General features: G+C 68.9%; 17 protein-coding genes and 1 pseudogene. 10 read left to right on the plus strand and 8 right to left on the minus strand.

Features of this window, described 5'->3' with window-relative positions:
- Window positions 1-109: 109 nt before the first annotated feature.
- The gene (locus OHO27_RS17255) at window positions 110-1,375 is read left to right on the plus strand and encodes an RNA-guided endonuclease InsQ/TnpB family protein (protein WP_328424874.1); all 1,266 of its coding nucleotides are present in this window, start codon (window positions 110-112) and stop codon (window positions 1,373-1,375) included.
- Window positions 1,376-1,449: 74 nt separating this feature from the next.
- On the opposite strand, the gene ccsB is transcribed toward OHO27_RS17255, so the two are convergent.
- The 7 genes from ccsB to hemL all read right to left on the minus strand — a co-directional run bounded on the left by ccsB (window position 1,450) and on the right by hemL (window position 9,186).
- Window positions 1,450-2,550, minus strand: coding sequence for a c-type cytochrome biogenesis protein CcsB (ccsB, locus tag OHO27_RS17260; RefSeq protein WP_328424876.1), 1,101 nt, complete (start codon window positions 2,548-2,550; stop codon window positions 1,450-1,452).
- Window positions 2,547-4,271, minus strand: coding sequence for a cytochrome c biogenesis protein ResB (gene resB / locus OHO27_RS17265; protein WP_328424878.1), 1,725 nt, complete (start codon window positions 4,269-4,271; stop codon window positions 2,547-2,549). The genes ccsB and resB overlap by 4 nt, the downstream gene beginning before the upstream one ends.
- Before the next feature lie 3 nt (window positions 4,272-4,274).
- A complete protein-coding gene (locus tag OHO27_RS17270; protein WP_328424880.1) occupies window positions 4,275-5,042 on the minus strand; it encodes a cytochrome c biogenesis CcdA family protein in 768 nt (255 codons plus the stop codon).
- Between the two features lies 1 nt (window position 5,043).
- Window positions 5,044-5,661, minus strand: coding sequence for a TlpA family protein disulfide reductase (locus OHO27_RS17275; RefSeq protein ID WP_328424882.1), 618 nt, complete (start codon window positions 5,659-5,661; stop codon window positions 5,044-5,046).
- Between the two features lie 66 nt (window positions 5,662-5,727).
- Window positions 5,728-7,029 carry a hypothetical protein gene (locus tag OHO27_RS17280; RefSeq protein ID WP_328424884.1) on the minus strand — a complete coding sequence of 434 codons (1,302 nt, stop codon included), beginning with the start codon at window positions 7,027-7,029 and terminating at the stop codon, window positions 5,728-5,730.
- A 109-nt stretch (window positions 7,030-7,138) separates the two neighbouring features.
- A complete protein-coding gene (locus OHO27_RS17285) occupies window positions 7,139-7,870 on the minus strand; it encodes a histidine phosphatase family protein (protein ID WP_443059554.1) in 732 nt (243 codons plus the stop codon).
- Window positions 7,867-9,186, minus strand: coding sequence for a glutamate-1-semialdehyde 2,1-aminomutase (hemL, locus tag OHO27_RS17290; RefSeq protein WP_328424886.1), 1,320 nt, complete (start codon window positions 9,184-9,186; stop codon window positions 7,867-7,869). The genes OHO27_RS17285 and hemL overlap by 4 nt, the downstream gene beginning before the upstream one ends.
- 515 nt (window positions 9,187-9,701) lie before the next feature.
- Between hemL and OHO27_RS17295 the strand changes: the two genes are divergently transcribed.
- The 6 genes and pseudogenes from OHO27_RS17295 to OHO27_RS43145 form a co-directional block, all read left to right on the plus strand.
- A complete protein-coding gene (locus OHO27_RS17295; protein ID WP_019061278.1) occupies window positions 9,702-10,139 on the plus strand; it encodes a hypothetical protein in 438 nt (145 codons plus the stop codon).
- Window positions 10,140-10,296: 157 nt separating this feature from the next.
- Entirely contained in the window at window positions 10,297-11,931 is a 1,635-nt protein-coding gene (locus OHO27_RS17300) for an MFS transporter (RefSeq protein WP_328424888.1), read from the plus strand.
- Window positions 11,932-12,069: 138 nt separating this feature from the next.
- Window positions 12,070-12,207: a hypothetical protein gene (locus OHO27_RS17305; RefSeq protein WP_328424890.1), complete on the plus strand. Its 138-nt coding sequence runs from the start codon at window positions 12,070-12,072 to the stop codon at window positions 12,205-12,207.
- Between the two features lie 89 nt (window positions 12,208-12,296).
- Window positions 12,297-12,494 carry a hypothetical protein gene (locus OHO27_RS17310; protein ID WP_328424892.1) on the plus strand — a complete coding sequence of 66 codons (198 nt, stop codon included), beginning with the start codon at window positions 12,297-12,299 and terminating at the stop codon, window positions 12,492-12,494.
- A 223-nt stretch (window positions 12,495-12,717) separates the two neighbouring features.
- The gene (locus OHO27_RS17315) at window positions 12,718-13,395 is read left to right on the plus strand and encodes an HdeD family acid-resistance protein (RefSeq protein ID WP_328424894.1); all 678 of its coding nucleotides are present in this window, start codon (window positions 12,718-12,720) and stop codon (window positions 13,393-13,395) included.
- 240 nt (window positions 13,396-13,635) lie between these two features.
- Window positions 13,636-13,740, plus strand: a pseudogene (locus OHO27_RS43145) (DUF7144 family membrane protein); the annotation flags it as partial.
- A gap of 86 nt (window positions 13,741-13,826) precedes the next feature.
- On the opposite strand, the gene OHO27_RS17320 reads toward OHO27_RS43145, so the two are convergent.
- Window positions 13,827-14,873 carry a LacI family DNA-binding transcriptional regulator gene (locus tag OHO27_RS17320; RefSeq protein ID WP_328424896.1) on the minus strand — a complete coding sequence of 349 codons (1,047 nt, stop codon included), beginning with the start codon at window positions 14,871-14,873 and terminating at the stop codon, window positions 13,827-13,829.
- Window positions 14,874-15,132: 259 nt separating this feature from the next.
- Between OHO27_RS17320 and OHO27_RS17325 the strand changes: the two genes are divergently transcribed.
- The 3 genes from OHO27_RS17325 to OHO27_RS17335 are packed head-to-tail and all read left to right on the plus strand — an operon-like array spanning window position 15,133 to window position 18,367.
- Window positions 15,133-16,449 (plus strand): ABC transporter substrate-binding protein, encoded by a 1,317-nt coding sequence (locus OHO27_RS17325; RefSeq protein ID WP_328424898.1) that lies wholly within the window; start codon window positions 15,133-15,135, stop codon window positions 16,447-16,449.
- A gap of 11 nt (window positions 16,450-16,460) precedes the next feature.
- Window positions 16,461-17,489: a carbohydrate ABC transporter permease gene (locus OHO27_RS17330; protein WP_328424900.1), complete on the plus strand. Its 1,029-nt coding sequence runs from the start codon at window positions 16,461-16,463 to the stop codon at window positions 17,487-17,489.
- Window positions 17,486-18,367 (plus strand): carbohydrate ABC transporter permease, encoded by an 882-nt coding sequence (locus OHO27_RS17335; protein WP_328424902.1) that lies wholly within the window; start codon window positions 17,486-17,488, stop codon window positions 18,365-18,367. The genes OHO27_RS17330 and OHO27_RS17335 overlap by 4 nt, the downstream gene beginning before the upstream one ends.
- Window positions 18,368-18,392: the final 25 nt, after the last annotated feature.

Genomic DNA, 18,392 nt, shown 5'->3' on the forward strand with positions numbered 1-18,392 from the left:
CGCTTGTCGCCGAGCGCACGCTCCAGCACGACGGTGCGGCGATCACGTCGCCACCCGTCGGGACGCAACTTTCACACGCCTCACAAGCTGACGTGCTAGCTTGTGAAACGTGCCGAGTTACGCGAAGCGGGCGTTTAAGTACCGCTTCTATCCGACCGACACGCAGGCTGCGGAGCTTGCGCGGACGTTCGGGTGCGTGCGAAAGGTCTACAACATGGCGCTCGCCGCCCGGACCGAGGCGTGGACGCTGAGGCAGGAGCGGGTGAACTACAACGCCACCTCCTCGATGCTGACGGCCTGGAAGAAGACCGAGGAGCTGGCCTTCCTCAACGACGTGTCCTCGGTCCCGCTCCAGCAGGCCCTACGGCACCTGCAGACGGCGTTCACCCACTTCTTCGCCAAGCGGGCGAAGTACCCGCGCTTCAAGTCGCGGAAGAGGTCGAGGCCGTCCGCCGAGTACACCACCAGTGCCTTCCGCTTCCGTGACGGGGAGCTGACGCTGGCGAAGATGGACCAGCCGCTGGACATCGTGTGGTCGCGCCAGCTTCCGGCAAGCGCGCAGCCATCCACGGTGACCGTCTCACAGGACCGCGTGGGACGCTGGTTCGTGTCCCTGCTGGTGGAGGACCCGACCATTCGGCCGCTACCCGCGAATGGCAAGACGGTCGGCGTGGACGCCGGCCTCGACCACCTGCTGACGCTGTCCACCGGGGAGAAGATCACCAACCCCAGGCACGAACGCAAGGACCGTGCCCAGCTGGCCCGCGCCCAGCGGGAGATGTCCCGCAAGGCCGAGGGCGACGGAGCCAACCGGGCCAAGGCCCGGCGCAGAGTGGCCCGCATCCACGCCCGGATCGCCGACCGCAGACGGGACACCCTGCACAAGATCACCACTCGACTCGTCCGTGACAACCAAGTGGTCGTGATCGAGGATCTGGCCGTTCGGAACCTGCTGAAGAACGGCCGCCTGGCCCGCGCCATCTCCGATGCCGCGTGGTCCGATTTCCGGAGCATGCTGGAGTACAAGGCCCAGTGGTACGGCCGCGAGGTGATCGCGGTCGACCGCTGGTTCCCTTCCTCTCGGCTGTGCTCCCACTGTGGCGCGCTCGCCGGGCGCATGCCGCTGAACGTCCGTACCTGGACGTGCGAGAGCTGCGGCACGACCCACGACCGGGACGTGAACGCGGCGCGCAACCTTCTGGCCGCCGGGCTGGCGGTGTCGGCCTGTGGAGCCGGTGTAAGACCTCAACGGAGCACTCCGGGCGGGCAGTCGGCGTTGAAGCAGGAAACCCACGGGGCGACCCGCGGAACCCCCTCCGGAGGAGGCGGCGCAAGCCAACAGATGCTCCTTGAGGCGCCCGCCGCCGCGCCGTAGTCCCTACCTGTCCGCACGACGAAGGCCGGTTGCCGTGACTCAGGTCACGGCAACCGGCCTTGGCCGCAAGGGTTTTACACCCCGGCGTAGGAGTGCTTGCCGGAGACGAAGATGTTGACGCCGTAGTAGTTGAACAGCCAGCAGCCGAAGGCGATCAGGGCCAGGTAGGCGGCCTTGCGGCCCTTCCAGCCGGCCGTGGCGCGGGCGTGCAGGTAGCAGGCGTAGGCGACCCAGGTGATGAAGGACCAGGTCTCCTTGGGATCCCAGCCCCAGTAGCGGCCCCAGGCGTCGCCCGCCCAGATGGCGCCCGCGATGATCGTGAACGTCCACAGCGGGAAGACGGCGGCGTTGACGCGGTAGGAGAACTTGTCGAGGGACGCCGCGGCGGGCAGCCGGTCGAGGACGGAGTTCGCGAAGCGGCCGGGGGTGCCGCCGCTCGCCAGCTTGTTCTCGTAGCTGTCCTTGAAGAGGTAGAGCAGCGTGGACATCGCGCCGACGTAGAAGACCGCGCCGCAGAAGATGGCCGTGGAGACGTGGATGTACAGCCAGTACGAGTGAAGGGCGGGAACCAACTGGTCGCTGGCGGTGTACAAGACAGTGACGGCGAGGCCGAGATCGAGGAGGACCGTGGTGATCAGGAAGAGCCCCAGCCAGCGCACGTTCTTCTTCAGCGCGAGCAGCGACAGGTACACCCCGACGGCGACCGTGGAGAAGGTGATGTTGAACTCGTACATATTGCCCCACGGCGCCCGCTCCACCGACAGAGCCCGAGTGAGCACACCACCGAACTCGATCAGGAAGGCGAGCGCGGTGAGGGAGATGGCGATACGCCCGTAGAGGTCGCCCTGCGCGTCCCCGCCGTGCGCCCCGGGCCCGTCCGGCACGTCCCGCTGACCGGCGGTGGCCCGCACGACGACCTTCGGCCGCTCCAGTACGGCGGTGGAGCCGCCCTTGTTCACGGTGACGGCGGGCGCGGCGGCCTTGGCGGCCTTCGCCGGGGTGAGCGCGGCGGCCGTGCGGCCGACCTTGCTGCGGCTGCCGAGGAGCCATTCGGCGATGTACGCGAAGAAGGCCAGGGTGTAGACGGCCATCGACGAGTAGATCAGCGTGTTGCTGATGTTCGCCAGGTTTTCGTTGGTGGCGGCGGCCAGCTCGGTCGCGGCGGCGAGAGTCACTTGGTGTCAGCCCCTTCGGCGGGTGCGACTTGGGGGTCGGGGGAAGCTTCGGAATCTGCGGGGTCGTCGGCGGCGTCGGGCGCGCCCGGCGCCTGCTCGTACAGGATCCCGGCGAGGTCGCCGAGTTCCTCGGGCACCTTGGCGGACTCGCTGCGGCCGAGGCCGGCCATCTCGACGACCGTGACGCCGTCGGGGCCGGTGGCTGCCCGCACCCAGACGCGGCGGCGCTGGATGAACAGGGAGGCGGCGAGACCGAAGATCGCGGCGAGGGAACCGGCCAGCGCCCAGCCGCTGCCGGGCTGGCGGGCGACCTGGAAGCCGGCCCACTCCTTGATCTCCTTCTCGAAGGTGATCGAGCCGGCGCCGTCCGGGAGCTTCATGGTCTCGCCGGGTTTCAGGTTCTCCCTGAGCTGTGCGCCCTTGGAGTCCTTGAACCCCTTCAGGTTCTTCTTGTTCAGCTGGTACACGCTCTGCGGGAGGCCCGCGTTGACACCGAGGTCGCCGTGGTAGGCCTCCAGGTTCAGCACCGGGTTCAGCAGCGCCGGGAACTGCGAGGCGATCTCGTTGCCCTTGACGTAGGAGGGGAGGAAGAAGGCCTGGAAACCGAGCTGGTCCCACGCCCCCTTGGCGGTGCGGTAGCCGTCCATGACCTTGACCGCGCCGGTGGAGGTGACGTTGCCGTCGAGCGGCAGCAGCGGTACCGCGTCGCGGTAGACGACCTTGCCCTTGCCGTCGCGGACCGTGACGACGGGGGCGTAGCCGTGGCTGACGAGGTAGACCTTCGAGTCGCCGATCTCCAGCGGCTCGTTCACCTCGATGGTGGTCTTCTCCTCCCTGCCGAAGGCACCCACGCTGTAGGTGACGTCCGCCTTGTAGACACGCGGGGTGCCCCGGTTGGGGCCGGACGGCTCGTAGCTGCCGACGAAGTTCTTCAGGTTGAAGCTGAACGGATCCAGGTCGTCCTGGCTGAAGAGACTGCCCGACTTGAAGTCGTCGTACTGGGTGAGGGTGTTGGAGAAGCCGTCGCCCTCGACGATCAGCTTGTTGCCCTCGGACTTGAACAACTGGCCCCAGGCGAAGGCGATCAGCATCACGATCAGCGCGATGTGGAAGGCGAGGTTGCCGATCTCGCGCAGATAGCCCTTCTCGGCGGCGACGGCGTCACCGGAGATGTGGGCGCGGAAGCGGCGCTTTTTCAGCAGCACGAGCGCGGCGTCGCGGACCTGCTCGGGCTCGGCCTCGGTGCGCCAGGTGGTGTAGGCGGGCAGCCGGGTCAGGCGCCTCGGTGCGCCCGGCGGCCGGCCGCGCAGCTGGCCGACGAACTGCCAGGTGCGCGGGACGATGCAGCCGATGAGGGAGACGAACAGCAGGATGTAGATCGCGGAGAACCACACCGAGCTGTAGACGTTGAAGAGGCCGAGCTTGTCGTAGATCGGCGCGAGCGTCTCGTGTGCCTTGCGGAACTCCGCGACCTTCGTCTCGTCGATGCCGGTCTGCGGGATGAGCGAGCCGGGGATCGCGCCGAGCGACAGCAGCAGGAGCAGCAGCAGCGCGACCCGCATCGAGGTGAGCTGCCGCCAGAACCAGCGGGCCCAGCCGATGACGCCGAGAGAGGGAAGGTGGGAGATCTCCTCGACGGGGGCGGTGGAGAGCTGGGCGCCCGCGGTGCCCAGGTCCTGGTCCTCGGCGGCCGGGGTCGCGTCGGTTGTCGTCTTGCTCATCGATCAGATCCCCACAGTGAAGCCGTTGGACCAGACCTGCATCTCCTGCACGATGCGGTCCCACGCGCCGGTCAGCAGCAGCACACCGGTCACGATCATCATGGTGCCGCCGATGCGCATCACCCAGACATAGTGGCGCTTGACCCAGGCGAAGGCGCCGAGGGCCTTGCGGAAGGCTACGGCAGCGAGCACGAAGGGGATGCCGAGGCCGAGGCAGTAGGCGACGGTCAGTATGGCGCCGCGTGCGGCACTGGCCTCGTTGATGGCGAGCGTCTGCACGGAGGACAGGGTCGGGCCGATGCACGGCGTCCAGCCGATGCCGAACAGCGCGCCCAGCAGGGGCGCACCGGCGAGTCCGGTGGTCGGCCTGGTGTGGAAGCGGAACTCCCGCTGGGTGAGCCAGGGCATCATGCCCATGAAGAAGACACCCATGAGGATCATGAGGACGCCGAGAATCTTCGACAGGACGTCCTTGTGCTCCTGCAGGGTCGAGCCCCAGTAGCCGAACAGCGCCCCGCCGGAGACGAACACGACGGTGAAGCCGAGCACGAAGAGGGAGGCGCCGGCGACCATGCGGCCGCGGCGGGCCTCTGCCAGGTCGGTGCCGCTCACTCCGGTGACGTAGGACAGATAGCCGGGGACGAGGGGCAGGACGCACGGCGAGAAGAAGGAGACCAGGCCGCCGAGCATCGCGATCGGCAGTGCCAGCAGCAGGGCACCGTGCAGCACGGTGCCGTTGTACTCCGCGGCGACGGTGAGCGCTCCCGTCACGTCACTTCTCCGCGAGGACGGGTTCGATCATGCCCCGCAGCGACTCCTCGCTGAGAGGCTGCAGCGCACGGGCCGCGACCTTGCCGTCCCGGTCGATGACGAGGGTGGAGGGGATCAGCTGCGGGTTGAGCGTGCCCTTCTCGAAGCGGAGCATCAGCTTGCCCGTCGGGTCGTACAGGCTCGGGTAGGTGATCCCCTGCTCCTTCTCGAAGGCGAGCGCGGGGGTGGTGCTGGTGTCGCGGGTGTTGATGCCGACGAACTGGACGCCCTGGTCCTTGAGGTCGGTGGACACCTTCTCGAAGTTCTTCGCCTCGAGCCGGCAGGGCGGGCACCACGATCCCCACACGTTGACGACGAGGATCTTGCCCTTGTAGTCGGCGGTGGTCAGCTTCTTGTCGTCGACGGTCTTGCCGTCCAGCACGGGCGCCGTGGTGCGCTTGCCCTGCGCGACCGTGTCGATGCCGTTCTTGCCGGTGACGAAGTTGGTGTCACCGCCGCCGCCCGACGTGCCGCCGGAACTGCACGCGGACAGGGTCAGCGCGGTGGCCGCGGCTGTCGCGGTGAGCAGGACGAGACGTCGGCGCTTCGAGCGCAGGGGGGCGCGGCTTGCGGCACTCATGTGAAAAGTTTCGCATGCCCGTTCCGGGGATCTTGCGCACCCCCCTTGCGGGTGGAAAACCGCATTTCAGGCAGCGTTTTGGGTGCGCGCGGAGCTGCCCGCATCGCCCTTCATGAACGCCTTCCAGCCCCCGGCAGGCTCCTGCCCGACGTCCAGCGTGCGCAACTTGTCCAGAACATCCGGCTTCTGTACGTCCATCCAGTCCACGAACTGCCGGAAGGAGACGAGGCGGACGTCGCCGCCCTTCTCCTTCTCCTTCTCCTTCTCCTGCGCGATGTGCTTGAGGGCCTCCTCGACGGCGTCCATGTAGATGCCGCCGTTCCACTGCTCGAAGTGGTTACCCACGAAGAAGGGGGCGCGATTTGTCTCGTATGCCCGCTTGAATCCCTGGATGTACGCCTGCGCGGACTGCTCGCGCCAGCCCGGGTAGTTGTGGCTGGGCGCGTTCGTGGAGTTGATCGACTGGTTGGCGAGCATGTTGTAGTCCATGGAGAGGACCTCGAACGAACGCCCGGGGAAAGGTATCTGCTGCAACGGCAGATCCCACAGCCCCTGCTTCTTCGTCGGCCACACCTGACGGCCACCGGGCGAGGAGGCGTCGTAGCGCCAGCCGAGCTCGCGGGCGGTGGGCAGCAGGTTGTCCTGCCCCAGGAGACAGGGCGTGCGACCGCCGACGAGTTCCTTGTCGTAGTCGAAGGGCAGGTAGGGCAGGTCGGTCCACCCGGAGTTCGTACGCCACTCCTTGACGAAGGACTTGGCCTGGTCGATCTCGCTGCGCCACTGCTGCGCGGTCCAGTTGCCGACCGAGCCGGAGCCTTCTCCGCAGAAGTGGCCGTTGAAGTGGGTGCCTATCTCGTGACCGTCGAGCCAGGCCTGGCGGACGTTCTTCAGCGTGGCCTTGATGTGGTCGTCGGTGAGGTAGCCGATGTCCGAGGCGCCGCGCGGGTTGTTCGGCGGGTCGTAGAGCCGCTTCTTCGACTCGGGCAGCAGATAGAGCCCCGAGAGGAAGAAGGTCATGTGCGCCTCGTGCTGCTTGGCGAGGTCGAGGAAGCGCGGGAAGAGACCGTTGCCGACCTCGCCGGCACCGTCCCAGGAGAAGACGACGAACTGCGGCGGCTCCTGACCGGGCTCCAGCGGCTCGGGCTTGCCGGGCTGGTTCGGCTGCTTGCCGGTGTACGAGGTGGAGCCGTCGCCTATGGGCTTGGCGCGCTGGGTCTGGGTGCCGGGCCGATTGTCGCCGCCGTCACCGGAACCTCCACCCTGGTCCGGCCCGTCTGACTGCGTGAAGGTGCCGCACCCCGCGAGTCCGAGTGCGGCAGCGGCTCCGGCACCGAGCCCGAGAATTCCCCTTCGGTTGAAGTCGCCCATTGCATTCCCGTCCGTCGCGTCCTCTGGTGGTCACCCAGTCAGAGGGCGCGACGAACGGGGAGGTTCCTCCAGATCACGGAGGATTCGCAACAAATGTCACAAACGTGTCTTAGGCGCCGAAGGCCTTGTCCTTCCCCTTCACCGGCTTGGCGCCGGCGCGGAGATGGGCGGGGACGAGATCGAGGGCCGGCTCGCTGTAGCCGACGGACACGATCTTGTCGCCCTGGTACGTGAAGCTCGTCAGGGACGCGAGCGTGCACTGCCGCTTGCGGGGGTCGTGCCACAGCCGCCGCTTCTCGACGTAGCTGCGCACGATCCAGATCGGCAGCTGATGACTGACCAGCACGGCCTCGTGCCCGCGCGCGGCGTCCTTGGCGGCGTCCAGCGCGCCCATCATGCGGATGACCTGCTCGACGTACGGCTCACCCCAGGACGGCTTGAAGGGGTTGACGAGGTGCTTCCAGTTCTCCGGCCTCTTCAGGGCACCGTCCCCCACCCCGAACGTCTTGCCCTGGAAGACGTTGCCGGCCTCGATGAGCCGCGCGTCGGTCGTGAGGTCGAGGCCGTGCGCCTTGGCGATCGGCGTCGCGGTCTCCTGCGCCCGCTCCAGCGGGGAGGCGCAGACGTACGTGACGTCCCGGGAGGCGAGATGCTCGGCGACCCGGTCGGCCATCTGCCGCCCGAGGTCGGACAGGTGATACCCCGCGAGACGGCCGTAGAGGATCCCGTCCGGGTTGGCCACCTCGCCGTGCCGCATGAGGTGTACGACGGTGATGTCGCTCTCGCTGGTGGGACTGTCGTTGGTCATGGGGGTGTCGCTGGTCATGGGGGTGTCGCTCATGCTGCCGTGGCCTCCGCCGCCGCTCGGGCCGCCGCCGGGAGGGCGTCGGCGATCCGCTGGACGGCCTGCTCGTCGTGTGCCGTGGAAACGAACCAGGACTCGAAGGACGAGGGCGGCAGATAGACGCCCTGTGCCAGCATCGACTGGAAGAAGGCGGTGAAGCGGAAGGACTCCTGCCGCTTGGCGTCCTCGTAGTTGCGCACTTCCCGGTCCGTGAAGAACACGGAGAACATGTTGGAGGCGGTCTGCAGCCGGTGCGCGACGCCTTCCTTGTTGAGGGCCTCGGTGACGAGGGACTGGATGGTCTCCGACACGGCGTTGACCTTGTCGTAGGCCGCCTCGTCGAGGAGCCGCAGCTGGGCGAGCCCGGCGGCGGTGGCGACCGGGTTACCGGAGAGGGTGCCGGCCTGGTAGACGGGCCCGGCGGGCGCGAGGTGGGCCATGACATCGGCACGGCCACCGAAGGCGGCGGCCGGGAAACCACCGCCCATGACCTTGCCGAAGGTCATGAGGTCGGGCTTGACCCCGTCGACGCCGTACCACCCGGCGCGGCTGGTCCGGAAGCCGGTCATGACCTCGTCGGAGATATAGAGGGCGCCGTTCTTCCCGCAGGCGTCCTTCAGCCCCTGGTTGAAGCCGGGCAGCGGCGGGACGACGCCCATGTTGCCGGGCGAGGCCTCGGTGATCACACAGGCGATCTCACCGGGGAAGCGGTGGAAGGCCTCATGGACGGACTCGAGGTCGTTGTAGGGCAGGACGATCGTGTCGCCTGCCTGGGCGCCGGTGACGCCGGGGGTGTCGGGAAGGGCGAAGGTCGCGACCCCTGACCCGGCAGCGGCGAGCAGCGAGTCGACGTGCCCGTGATAGCACCCGGCGAACTTGATCACCTTGGACCGCTGGGTGAACCCGCGGGCGAGCCGGATGGCGGACATCGTGGCCTCGGTGCCGCTGGACACGAGCCGCACCTGCTCCAGCGGCTCGATCCGGTCGACCATCTCCTCGGCGAGCGCGACCTCGCCCTCGCCGGGCGTGCCGAACGAGGTACCGCGCGAGACGGCGTCCTGGACGGCGGCGATCACGTCCGGGTGGGAGTGCCCGAGGATCATGGGGCCCCAGGAGCAGACGAGGTCGACGTACTCACGACCGTCGGCGTCGGTCAGATACGGACCACTGCCGGACACCATGAACCGGGGCGTTCCGCCCACGGCGCCAAAGGCACGGACCGGGGAGTTCACGCCGCCCGGTGTGACGGCGGCCGCACGGTCGAACAGGGCCTGCGAGGCCGGTGCTTCGTATGGGTAGGGCGATTCGCTCATGGCCTGCGACTTCTCCGACCTTCTCGGGCTCCGATTGCCAGTGACCTCCTCAGGGTAGGCCAGCGGGAGGTGACGGCAGCGGGGCCACCGCTGACCGGGCAACCGGTCTCCGCGCGCCCGCGATCTGCGAGACTGGGCGTGATACACACAGCTCATGCGGGACGTGATGGTCGGGGACTGAAGAGATCCCGCGGACAGGTGTTTCAACGCACGTTTCGGCGGGCGGCCGTGGGGGAGGTCACTGACACGATGATCGGGTTGCGCGGCCGGGGCCACGCGTCCTAGAAAAGCAGTCGGGTGGAGATATGCATCGCGGTGGCGGACTGGGCGAGGGGACTGATGACCTGGGTCCTCGACGTGCCCGGCGGGGAAAGCACCGGCGCGAGGCGGAGGATTCGAACGAAGCACGTCAGGGACACGTAGTACCGGATATGCAGGGTGTACCCAACGAATCAGAGCGGGCCGACCGACGCGGTGACCGGGATCGGCTGAGGGTGAGCGGGAATGGTGGTCGGGTGGGGGTGACGTACAAGTACTTCGGCGCGCCGGACGGCGCGACCGCGGCCCGCGTCCCGATCTCCATGCGCCCCGAGGAACTCGGCGGCGACGAGCTTGGCATGAACGGCATGTTCACCAAGATCAAGCCCGAGACCATGGCCGCGATGGTCCTCACGGGCATCGAGGGCGTCCCCCTGAACAAGGTGCCGCCCCTGGAGCTGGTCGTCCTCCACCCCGACTACGCCGTGGTCAAGCTGCCGATGACGGTCGTGGACCCGCTCCGGGGTATAGGAGAGGAAGCGGTGGGCGCGGCGGCGTTCATCTGGTCGACGGTGCCGGACCGGGGTGGGCCTCGGGACGCGTTCAATGTGTATCAGCTGCTGCATGAGTGGCAGGACTTCAGCCACCGCCTGCACGAAGCGGGGCATCAGCCGTACTGCCTCGTCTGGCCCTGAGCCGACGGCGGTCCGGCCGGGAACCACCTGACCCCCCGTAGCGGGTGAGGCGCGGGGCAGGGCCTTCGGGTGTGATGGCGGGGGCGGCAGCGCAGGCGGCTGTCGTCGCCCGGCGGTCTTCCTCGGCGCGCCGGTCCCACTCGACGAGGTGGACGGCTTGAAACACTGGCGCGCTCTGATCGTCCTGGGTACGGCCCAGTTCCTCATGGTTCTGGACACCTCGGTCATGAACGTCTCCATCAGTCAGCTGGTCGAGGACTTCGACACCGAGGTCACCGCCATTCAGGCCGTCATCACCCTGTACGCGCTGGTCATGGCCGCGTTCATGATCATTGGTGGCAGGCTCGGGGACATCTTCGGGCGTCGCCGCATGTTCCTGATCGGGCTGGTCGTCTATGCCACGGGGTCGGCCCTGACCGCGGTCGCCCCCACCCTGTGGGTCCTCGCCCTGGGCTGGTCCGTCATCGAAGGGCTCGGCGCCGCCATGGTGCTCCCGGCCATGGCCGCCCTCGTCGCGGAGTCGTACCGGGGGCCGGACCGGGCCGTCGCCTATGGCATCATCGGCGGGCTCGCGGGCGCGGGGATCGCAGTGGGCCCGCTGCTGGGCGGCTGGGTGACGACGTACCTCACCTGGCGGCTGGTCTTTGCCGGTGAGGTGGTGGTCGTCGCGGCCGTCCTGCTCTGCCGCCGGGTGATCCCGCCGTCCGCCCCGGCCGGCACACGGCCCCGGCTGGACGGAGTCGGTGCCTTGCTCTCGGCAGCCGGGCTCGGGCTGGGTGTGCTGGGGGTGCTGCAGAGCAGCACCTGGGGATGGGTGCAGCCACGCAATCCTCCCTTCACCGTCCTGGGCTTCGCTCCGACGCTGTTCGTCGTCGGGGCCGGGGCCGTGGTCCTGGCCTGCTTCCTGCACTGGGAGCGGCGGCGGGACCGCCGGGGCACGGACCCCCTCGTGCATGTGTCCCTGCTCGGCAGACCCGCACTGCGGTCCGGACTGATGACGCTGCTGAGCCAGAACCTCATCCTGCTGGGACTGTTCTTCACCATCCCGCTGTATCTGCAGGTGGTGCAGGGATTCGACGCCTTCCAGACGGGGCTGCGCCTGCTTCCTGTGTCCGTCGCCATGCTCGTGACCTCCCTGTGCGCCTCCTCGCTGGGGCGGGTGGTAGGGGCGCGCAGGGTGGTCCGGATGGCCCTGACGACCCTGGCGGCGGCCATCGTGTGGCTGCTGGCCACCATCGACCCGGTCATCGACGACGCGCAGTTCGCCGGAGCCATGGCGCTGCTCGGCGTGGGTATGGGCCTGCTCGCCTCGCAGCTCGGCAATGTCGTCCAGTCCAGCGTCGGCGAGGAGGAACGCAGTGAGGTCGGAGGCCTCCAGTTCACGGCACAGAATCTGGGTTCCGCGCTGGGGACCGCGCTGATCGGATCGATCCTCATCGGTTCGCTGGCCCACGCCTTCACCACCCAGGTCGCGGACGACCCGCGGCTGTCCGCGGAGACACGGGAGGAGGTCGGTGTGGCTCTTGAGGCGGGAGTCACCTTCGTCTCCACCGACCAGGTGCGCGCCGCGGCCGAGCGAGCCGGACTGCCGCCGTCCGAGGCCGACGCCGTCACGGACTCCTACGCCTCGGCGCAGCTCGACGGCCTGAAGGCGGCGATCCTCGCGACCGGCGGCGTCACGCTCGTCAGCTTCCTGGTCACGCCCCATCTGCCGGCCGGCGGCGCGAGCCGTACCCGTAGCCGTCGGCAGAAGACCGATTCTCCGGCCGGGGCGGTCGGCTCGACGCCGTGAGCCGCGCAGAGGCATACCGGTGCCCCGGAACACCACCCCGCCGCGGGCCGACCGGACCGGGCCGAGCGCCGCGCACGTACCGACTGCACGGGCGGCGTCTTCTACGGATACGGATCCCTGCCCGCGGCCTTTGTGGTGGTGGGCGCAGCCAGGCGCTCTGGGCTCCTTCTCCGCGCGGAGCTGGTGCTGTTGCTGTTGCTGCTGCTGTTGCTGTTGCTGCTGCTGTTCCGGCTCGGCCGTACGGCACGGGGGCGCCATGTCACCTGCACCGGGTGAAGCCCGATCGGACGCCGGGGCGGAGGATCGCAGGTAAGGGCGTCGTCCGCGCCCCACGCCGCCCAGAGCCGCCCGCGGGAGGACAGGGCATGCGCTACGAGATCCGCGTCCAGGGACATATGTCGGAAACGCTGACCAAGGCCTTTCCGGAGCTGGGCCACGTGGTGATGTCCGGCCAGACGGTCCTGTTCGGTCCGGTCACGGACGATGCGCACCTCTTCGGGCTGCTGGCTCGGCTCCGGTCGCTGGGACTGCGGGTCCTGGAGATGCGGCAGCTGCCGGAGTGATCCCCGGCGGGCGTTCCGATCCGCCAACTCGAGGGCGCGACAAAGGGATTCTCCCGAAAGGACAGTTCACGCGGGCCCCGTGACCAGGGCGGGGTCGCCGGATCACCCGCCGTGGGTGACCCGGAGGCTGGTGGCGCACGGGACGATGAGGCGGTCGGGGTCCCCGCGTACCGCCCGTTCGGCGGTCCGCGAGCGACCCGCTCGATCACGCGAGGAGAGAGCCATGACCATGCCGCGTGGTCCGGCGCCGCGCACCGGACCGGAACCCCCTGCCGGCGGGATGGCCCCCGGCCCGGTGGAGGATCCCGCGGACGTACTGGCGCGACTGGGCCGTTCATGGATCTGGGTCCTGGGCTCGGCGGCCGCAACGCTGGTGCCGGGCATTCTGATACTCGTCTGGCCGGACGGCACGCTGCACGTCCTGGCGGTCCTCGTCGGCCTGTACCTGCTGGTCACCGGCGGGTTCCGGTTCGTCGACGTGTTCGCGCGGGAGGAGCACGGAGAACGACTGCCGGGACTGCTCCTGGCCGTGCTCTTCCTCCTGGCCGGAGTGCTGTGCCTGCGGAACCCGCTGCAGACCATCACCGCGCTCTCCCTGATCGTCGGCGTCGTCTGGCTCGTGTCCGGTGTCCTCACCCTCTACACGGCCGTCGCCGCCAAGGGCCTGCCGCACCGTGGTGTCGTCCTGGGCGTCGCGGTGCTCGGCATCGTCGCGGGGATCGTGGTGCTCGCTCTGCCCGCCGAGTCGGCCCACGCCCTGACCCGGCTGCTCGGCCTGTGGCTGGTCCTGCTCGGCGTGGCCGAAGCGGTGGTCGCCTTCGCCTGGCGGGCGGCGCTCCGAAGGACGCGCGGCCCGGCCTCGCCGGCGCCGGACTCGCAAGGCCCCGCCCCGACGGGCTGACCACGTCGTGCTGCGCGCAGTCTCGCCTCAGGGATCGCCTTGACGCGCCTGCCTCATGGATCGCCCTGACGCGTCTGTCCCGGCTGATCGCCGGGTCCCGGGTGGCGTCGTCCCGGATCTCGCCCTCAGCGCGTGCATCGCCTCCGACGCGGCGCCGGACGGCGCCCTCGTCGAGTGAAGCCCCCGTACAGGGCGGGCCCACGCTGGGTACCGCGGCCGCCTCCGGGACGTTGGGCCGGCGCGCTGGGCGCCGTCGCCGTGATCGTCAGCCTCGGACTGCTCCAGACCGCGACGTGGGCACGCGTCGGCGGCGTGGCCATCGCCGGGCTCGTCATCATCGCCGACTGATGGGTACGAGCGCGCACCGCAGGACATATGAGCCCCGAAGACACCTGTGAGCGGCGGAGAAAGACACAGCCCGGTCGGGCTCGTCACGTGCCGGACTCGTCCAGAGGGCGAAATACAGGCGCCGTAGTCGCCCGCGGCATCACACGCGTAGGCAGGACGACGTGCCGCTCGTGCTCGTCCTCGGAGTCCTGGATGAGGCGTAGGGCCAGCTCGCCGGCCTCGCGGCCGATGTCCGCGGCGGACTGGGCCACCGTGGACAGGTCGAACCAGTCGGCGAGGGGCTGGTCGTCGAAGCCGAGGACGGAGATCCGTTCCGGCACGGCGATCTGTGTCCTGCGCAGGATGCGGACGGACGCGACCGCGACCTCGTCCTGCTCGGCGAAGATCGCGGTGGGCGGCTCGCGCAGGCTGAGCAGCGTGCCGAGCGCCTCGGCGATGCCGCGCCTGTCGGCGACCTGCACCGCGGTCACGAGGTCGTCGTCGACCGGGACGCCCGCTTCGGTGAGTGCCTGCTGGTAGCCGAGCAGCCGTTCGTTGGAGCTGAAGGAGAAGCCGCTGGCGCCCTGCGTCGTCAGGAAGGCGATCCGCCGGTGGCCGAGGTTGAGCAGGTGCCGGGTGCCGTGCAGGGCGCCGGCCACGTCGTCGACGTAGACGCTGGGCCGGCCTTCGACGTGCTGGCTGACGTAGATGACGGGGATGCCGAGGCTGTCCAGCCGCGCGGTCTCCTCGTCGGTGAGGTCGAAGGAGAACACCAGCAGGGCGTCCGCGTTGCGTCGGGCCGGGAGGCGGTCGAAGAACGAGGTGCGCTCGGCCAGGTCGGGGATCACATAGACGTTGAGCTCCATGCCGGCCTCCCGCAGCAGCGGGGCCAGGCTGGACAGGGCGGCTCCCATGAACCATGCGTCGAGTGTGGGCACGAGCACCGCCACGTTCCCGGTGCGGCCCGTGACAAGGCTTGCAGCCTGTCGTGACACGGCGAAGTTCAGCTCGCGCGCGGCCTTCTCGACGCGGGCGCGCACGTCGGGCGAGACGGTGGAGTGTCCGCGCAGCGTGCGGGAGACGGTGGATGTGGAGACCCCGGCCCGTTCGGCCACGTCGGCCATCGTCGGGTGCCGCTGAGCTGGTGGCATGAGCGGACGGTAGCACAGGGAACACCGCGTCCACGGGTCTGTGTGACAGCGCTTTCACGGTCGACTCCACAGTACTACCGCTAAGTAACGCATTGACTTCCGGTTAGGCCGCCCCTAGCTTGCAAGCGTTGTCACGACGGCATCGAATCGCTGTCGAATTCCCCCAGGGCCATCAGAACATCGGCTCTGACCAGCCTGATTATTCAATCAGGGAAATGACAACGCAGTCTCAAGAGGATCCGCACGCCCAGGAGAGACAGTGACGACCAAGACCTCCCCAACGTCCAGGACCACGACCAGAGCGTTCCGGTGTTCGGCCGTACTCGCCGCCGGCGGGCTACTCATCACCGCCTGCTCCCCCTCCGCCGGCACCGGCTCCGGCGGGCCCGGAGCGCCGTCGTTCGAGGGGCGCGGCCCCATCACGTACGTGGCCGGCAAGGACACCACCGGCTCCGTCCAGCCGATGATCGACCGCTGGAACAGGCAGCACCCGAAGGAGAAGGTCACCTTCATCCAGCTGCCGACGGACCCGGACGCCCAGCGCCGCCAGATGATCCAGAACGCGGAGACGAAGTCCGACGCCTACACGGTGTTGTCCCTCGACGTCGTGTGGACGTCGGAGTTCGCCGCCCACCAGTGGATCGACAGGCTGCCGCAGGAGCGGTTCCCGCTGAGCGGGATGCTGAAGCCGGTCGTCGAGACGGCCAAGTACCGCGGCGGCCTGTACGCGGTTCCGGGCAGCTCCGACGGCGGAATGCTGTACTACCGCTCCGACCTGCTGAAGAAGGCCGGGGTCAGCCAACCACCGGTCACCTGGGCCGAGTTGAAGGACGCCTGCGCCAAGGTGAAGAGGCTGCCCGAGGCGAAGGACATGTCCTGTTACGCCGGGCAGTTCCAGAAGTACGAGGGCCTGACCGTGAACTTCGCCGAGGCCGTGAACTCGGCGGGCGGCACCGTCACGGACGCGAAGGGCACGCCGGACGTCGACACCCCCGAGGCCAGGAAGGGCCTGGACTTCCTCGTCGGCTCCGCGAAGGACGGGACGATCCCCGAGGAGGGCGTCACCTACCAGGAGGAGGACGGCCGCCAGGCGTTCCAGTCCGGCCAGCTCGTCTTCCTGCGCAACTGGCCCTACATGTACGGCCTGGCAGCCAACAGCGGCATCAAGGGGAAGTTCGCGGTCGCCCCGCTGCCCGGCCTGGACGGGCCCGGCGCCTCCAGCCTTGGCGGCCACAACATGGCCCTGTCCTCCTCCGCGGAGAACAAGGCCACGGCCCTGGACTTCATCAAGTTCTTCACCAGCGAGGAGAACACGGCCACCCTCCTCAAGGAGGCCTCCGCCGCCCCGCCGTACGCCTCCCTGTACGACGACAAGGCGCTGACCTCGCAGTATCCGTATCTGCCCGTGCTCAAGGAGTCCATCCTGCGGGCCGTGCCGCGTCCTCGCGTCGTGCCGTACGGCGACGTGACCGCGGCGGTCCAGCAGCAGGCGTACGCCGCCCTGACCGGTGACAAGAGCAGCGCGCAGGCGCTGAAGGACCTGCAGGCGGCGCTGCAGAAGTCCGTCGCGCAGTGAGGGGCGGGGCCATGACCAAGACCGAGATCCCACCCGCGGTCACCGAGGGGCGGCGGCCCGGCGAACCCGTGACCCGCCGTCGGCTCACGGCGAAGCCGGCCCGGGCGACCGCCGGGTCGGGGCGGATGGCGGCTCTGCTGGTGTCCCCGACCCTGCTGGTGCTGTCGATCGTCGTCATCTACCCGACCCTCATGGCGCTGAAGGAGTCGCTGTACGGGCCGAAGGGCCTGGACCCGGCGACCGGATTCATCAGCGACACCGAGCCGTTCGTCGCCCTGAAGAACTACGCCGACATCTTCGGCGAGGCCGGGGAGCGGTTCTGGAACGCCTTCTGGAACACCACCTTCTTCACCGTCGTCACCGTCGGCCTGGAGACCGTGATCGGGGTGGCCATGGCCCTGATCATGCACAAGGCGTTCCGGGGCCGCGGCTTCGTACGCGCCGGGATCCTGATCCCCTGGGCGGTGCCCACCGCGATCTCCGGTCTGCTGTGGCGGTGGATCTTCAACAGCGACGGCGTCGCCAACGCCCTGATCGGCCACCAGATCCTGTGGACCACCGAGGGCTTCCACGCCAAGGTCGCGGTCATCATCGCCGAGGTGTGGAAGACCGCCCCCTTCATCGGGCTGCTCGTCCTGGCCGGCCTGCAGGTGATCCCGAAGGAGGTCTACGAGGCGGCCCGCCTCGACGGCGCCCGTCCACCCCGCCAGTTCTGGCACATCACCCTGCCCCTGGTGAAGCCCGCGCTGCTGGTGGCCGTGCTGTTCCGCTGCATGGACGCGCTGCGGATGTTCGACCTGCCGTACATCCTCGTGGGCGCGCAGAAGCACTCGGTGGAGACCCTGTCCATGCTCGCGCAGAACGAGGCGTCCAACGTCCGCTTCGGACCGGCCTCCGCCTACGCCGTACTCCTCTTCCTCTACGTCTTCCTCATCGCCCTGGCCTTCGTACGGCTGCTCGGCGCGGACCTCGTCGGAGAGGGCGCCGCACGCCGCCGCCGGAGGAAGACAGAGCGCCGCCGTATGGAGGTGACGGCATGACAACCACCCTCACCACGAGGACGACCGCCCTCAGCACGAGGACGCCGTCCGTCACCGCGAAGTGGCGCAGCGCACTGCTCTACGCCTCGGTCGCCGCCGTCGTCGCCTGCTGCCTGGCGCCCTTCTACTGGATGCTGGTCTCCAGCCTGCGCCGCACCTCGGACATCTTCGACACCTCGCTCGTGCCGTCCCCGGTGTCCTTCGAGAACTACCGGGCCGTGTTCGACCCGGCGCAGGGCTTCGGCCGGGCGCTGCTGAACAGCCTGGTCGTCGCCGGGGTCACCACCGTGCTGGCCCTGGTGCTGGCGACGTTCACCGCCTATGCGATGGCCCGGCTGGAGTTCCGCGGCAAGCGGCTGATCCTGACGCTCGTCATCGCGACCTCGATGTTCCCGGTGGTGTCGATCGTGGTCCCGCTGCTGAAGCTGTTCACCGACGTCGGCTGGATCAACACCTACCAGGCGATGATCGTGCCGAGCATGTCCTTCGCGCTGCCGCTGGCGGTGTGGAACCTGACCACGTTCTTCCGGCAGATGCCGGACGAGCTGGAGCACGCGGCGATGGTCGACGGCTGCACGCGCGGCCAGGCGTTCCGCAAGGTCATCATCCCGCTCGCCGCGCCGGGCATCTTCACCACGGCGATCATCACGTTCATCGCCGCCTGGAACGAGTTCCTCATCGCCCTGTCGATGACCAACAAGCCCGACATGCAGACCGCGCCGGTCGCCATCTCGAAGTTCACCGGCGCGACGACGTACGAGACGCCGTTCGGCAGCCAGATGGCCGCGGGCGTCCTCGTCACGGTCCCGCTGGTGGTCATGGTGCTGCTCTTCCAGCGCCGCATCGTCGCCGGACTCACGGCGGGCGCGGCGAAGTAACCGCCCCCCTTCCGCAACCGTTTCT

The sequence above is a fragment of the Streptomyces sp. NBC_00443 genome (genome assembly GCF_036014175.1).
GTDB lineage: Bacteria > Actinomycetota > Actinomycetes > Streptomycetales > Streptomycetaceae > Streptomyces.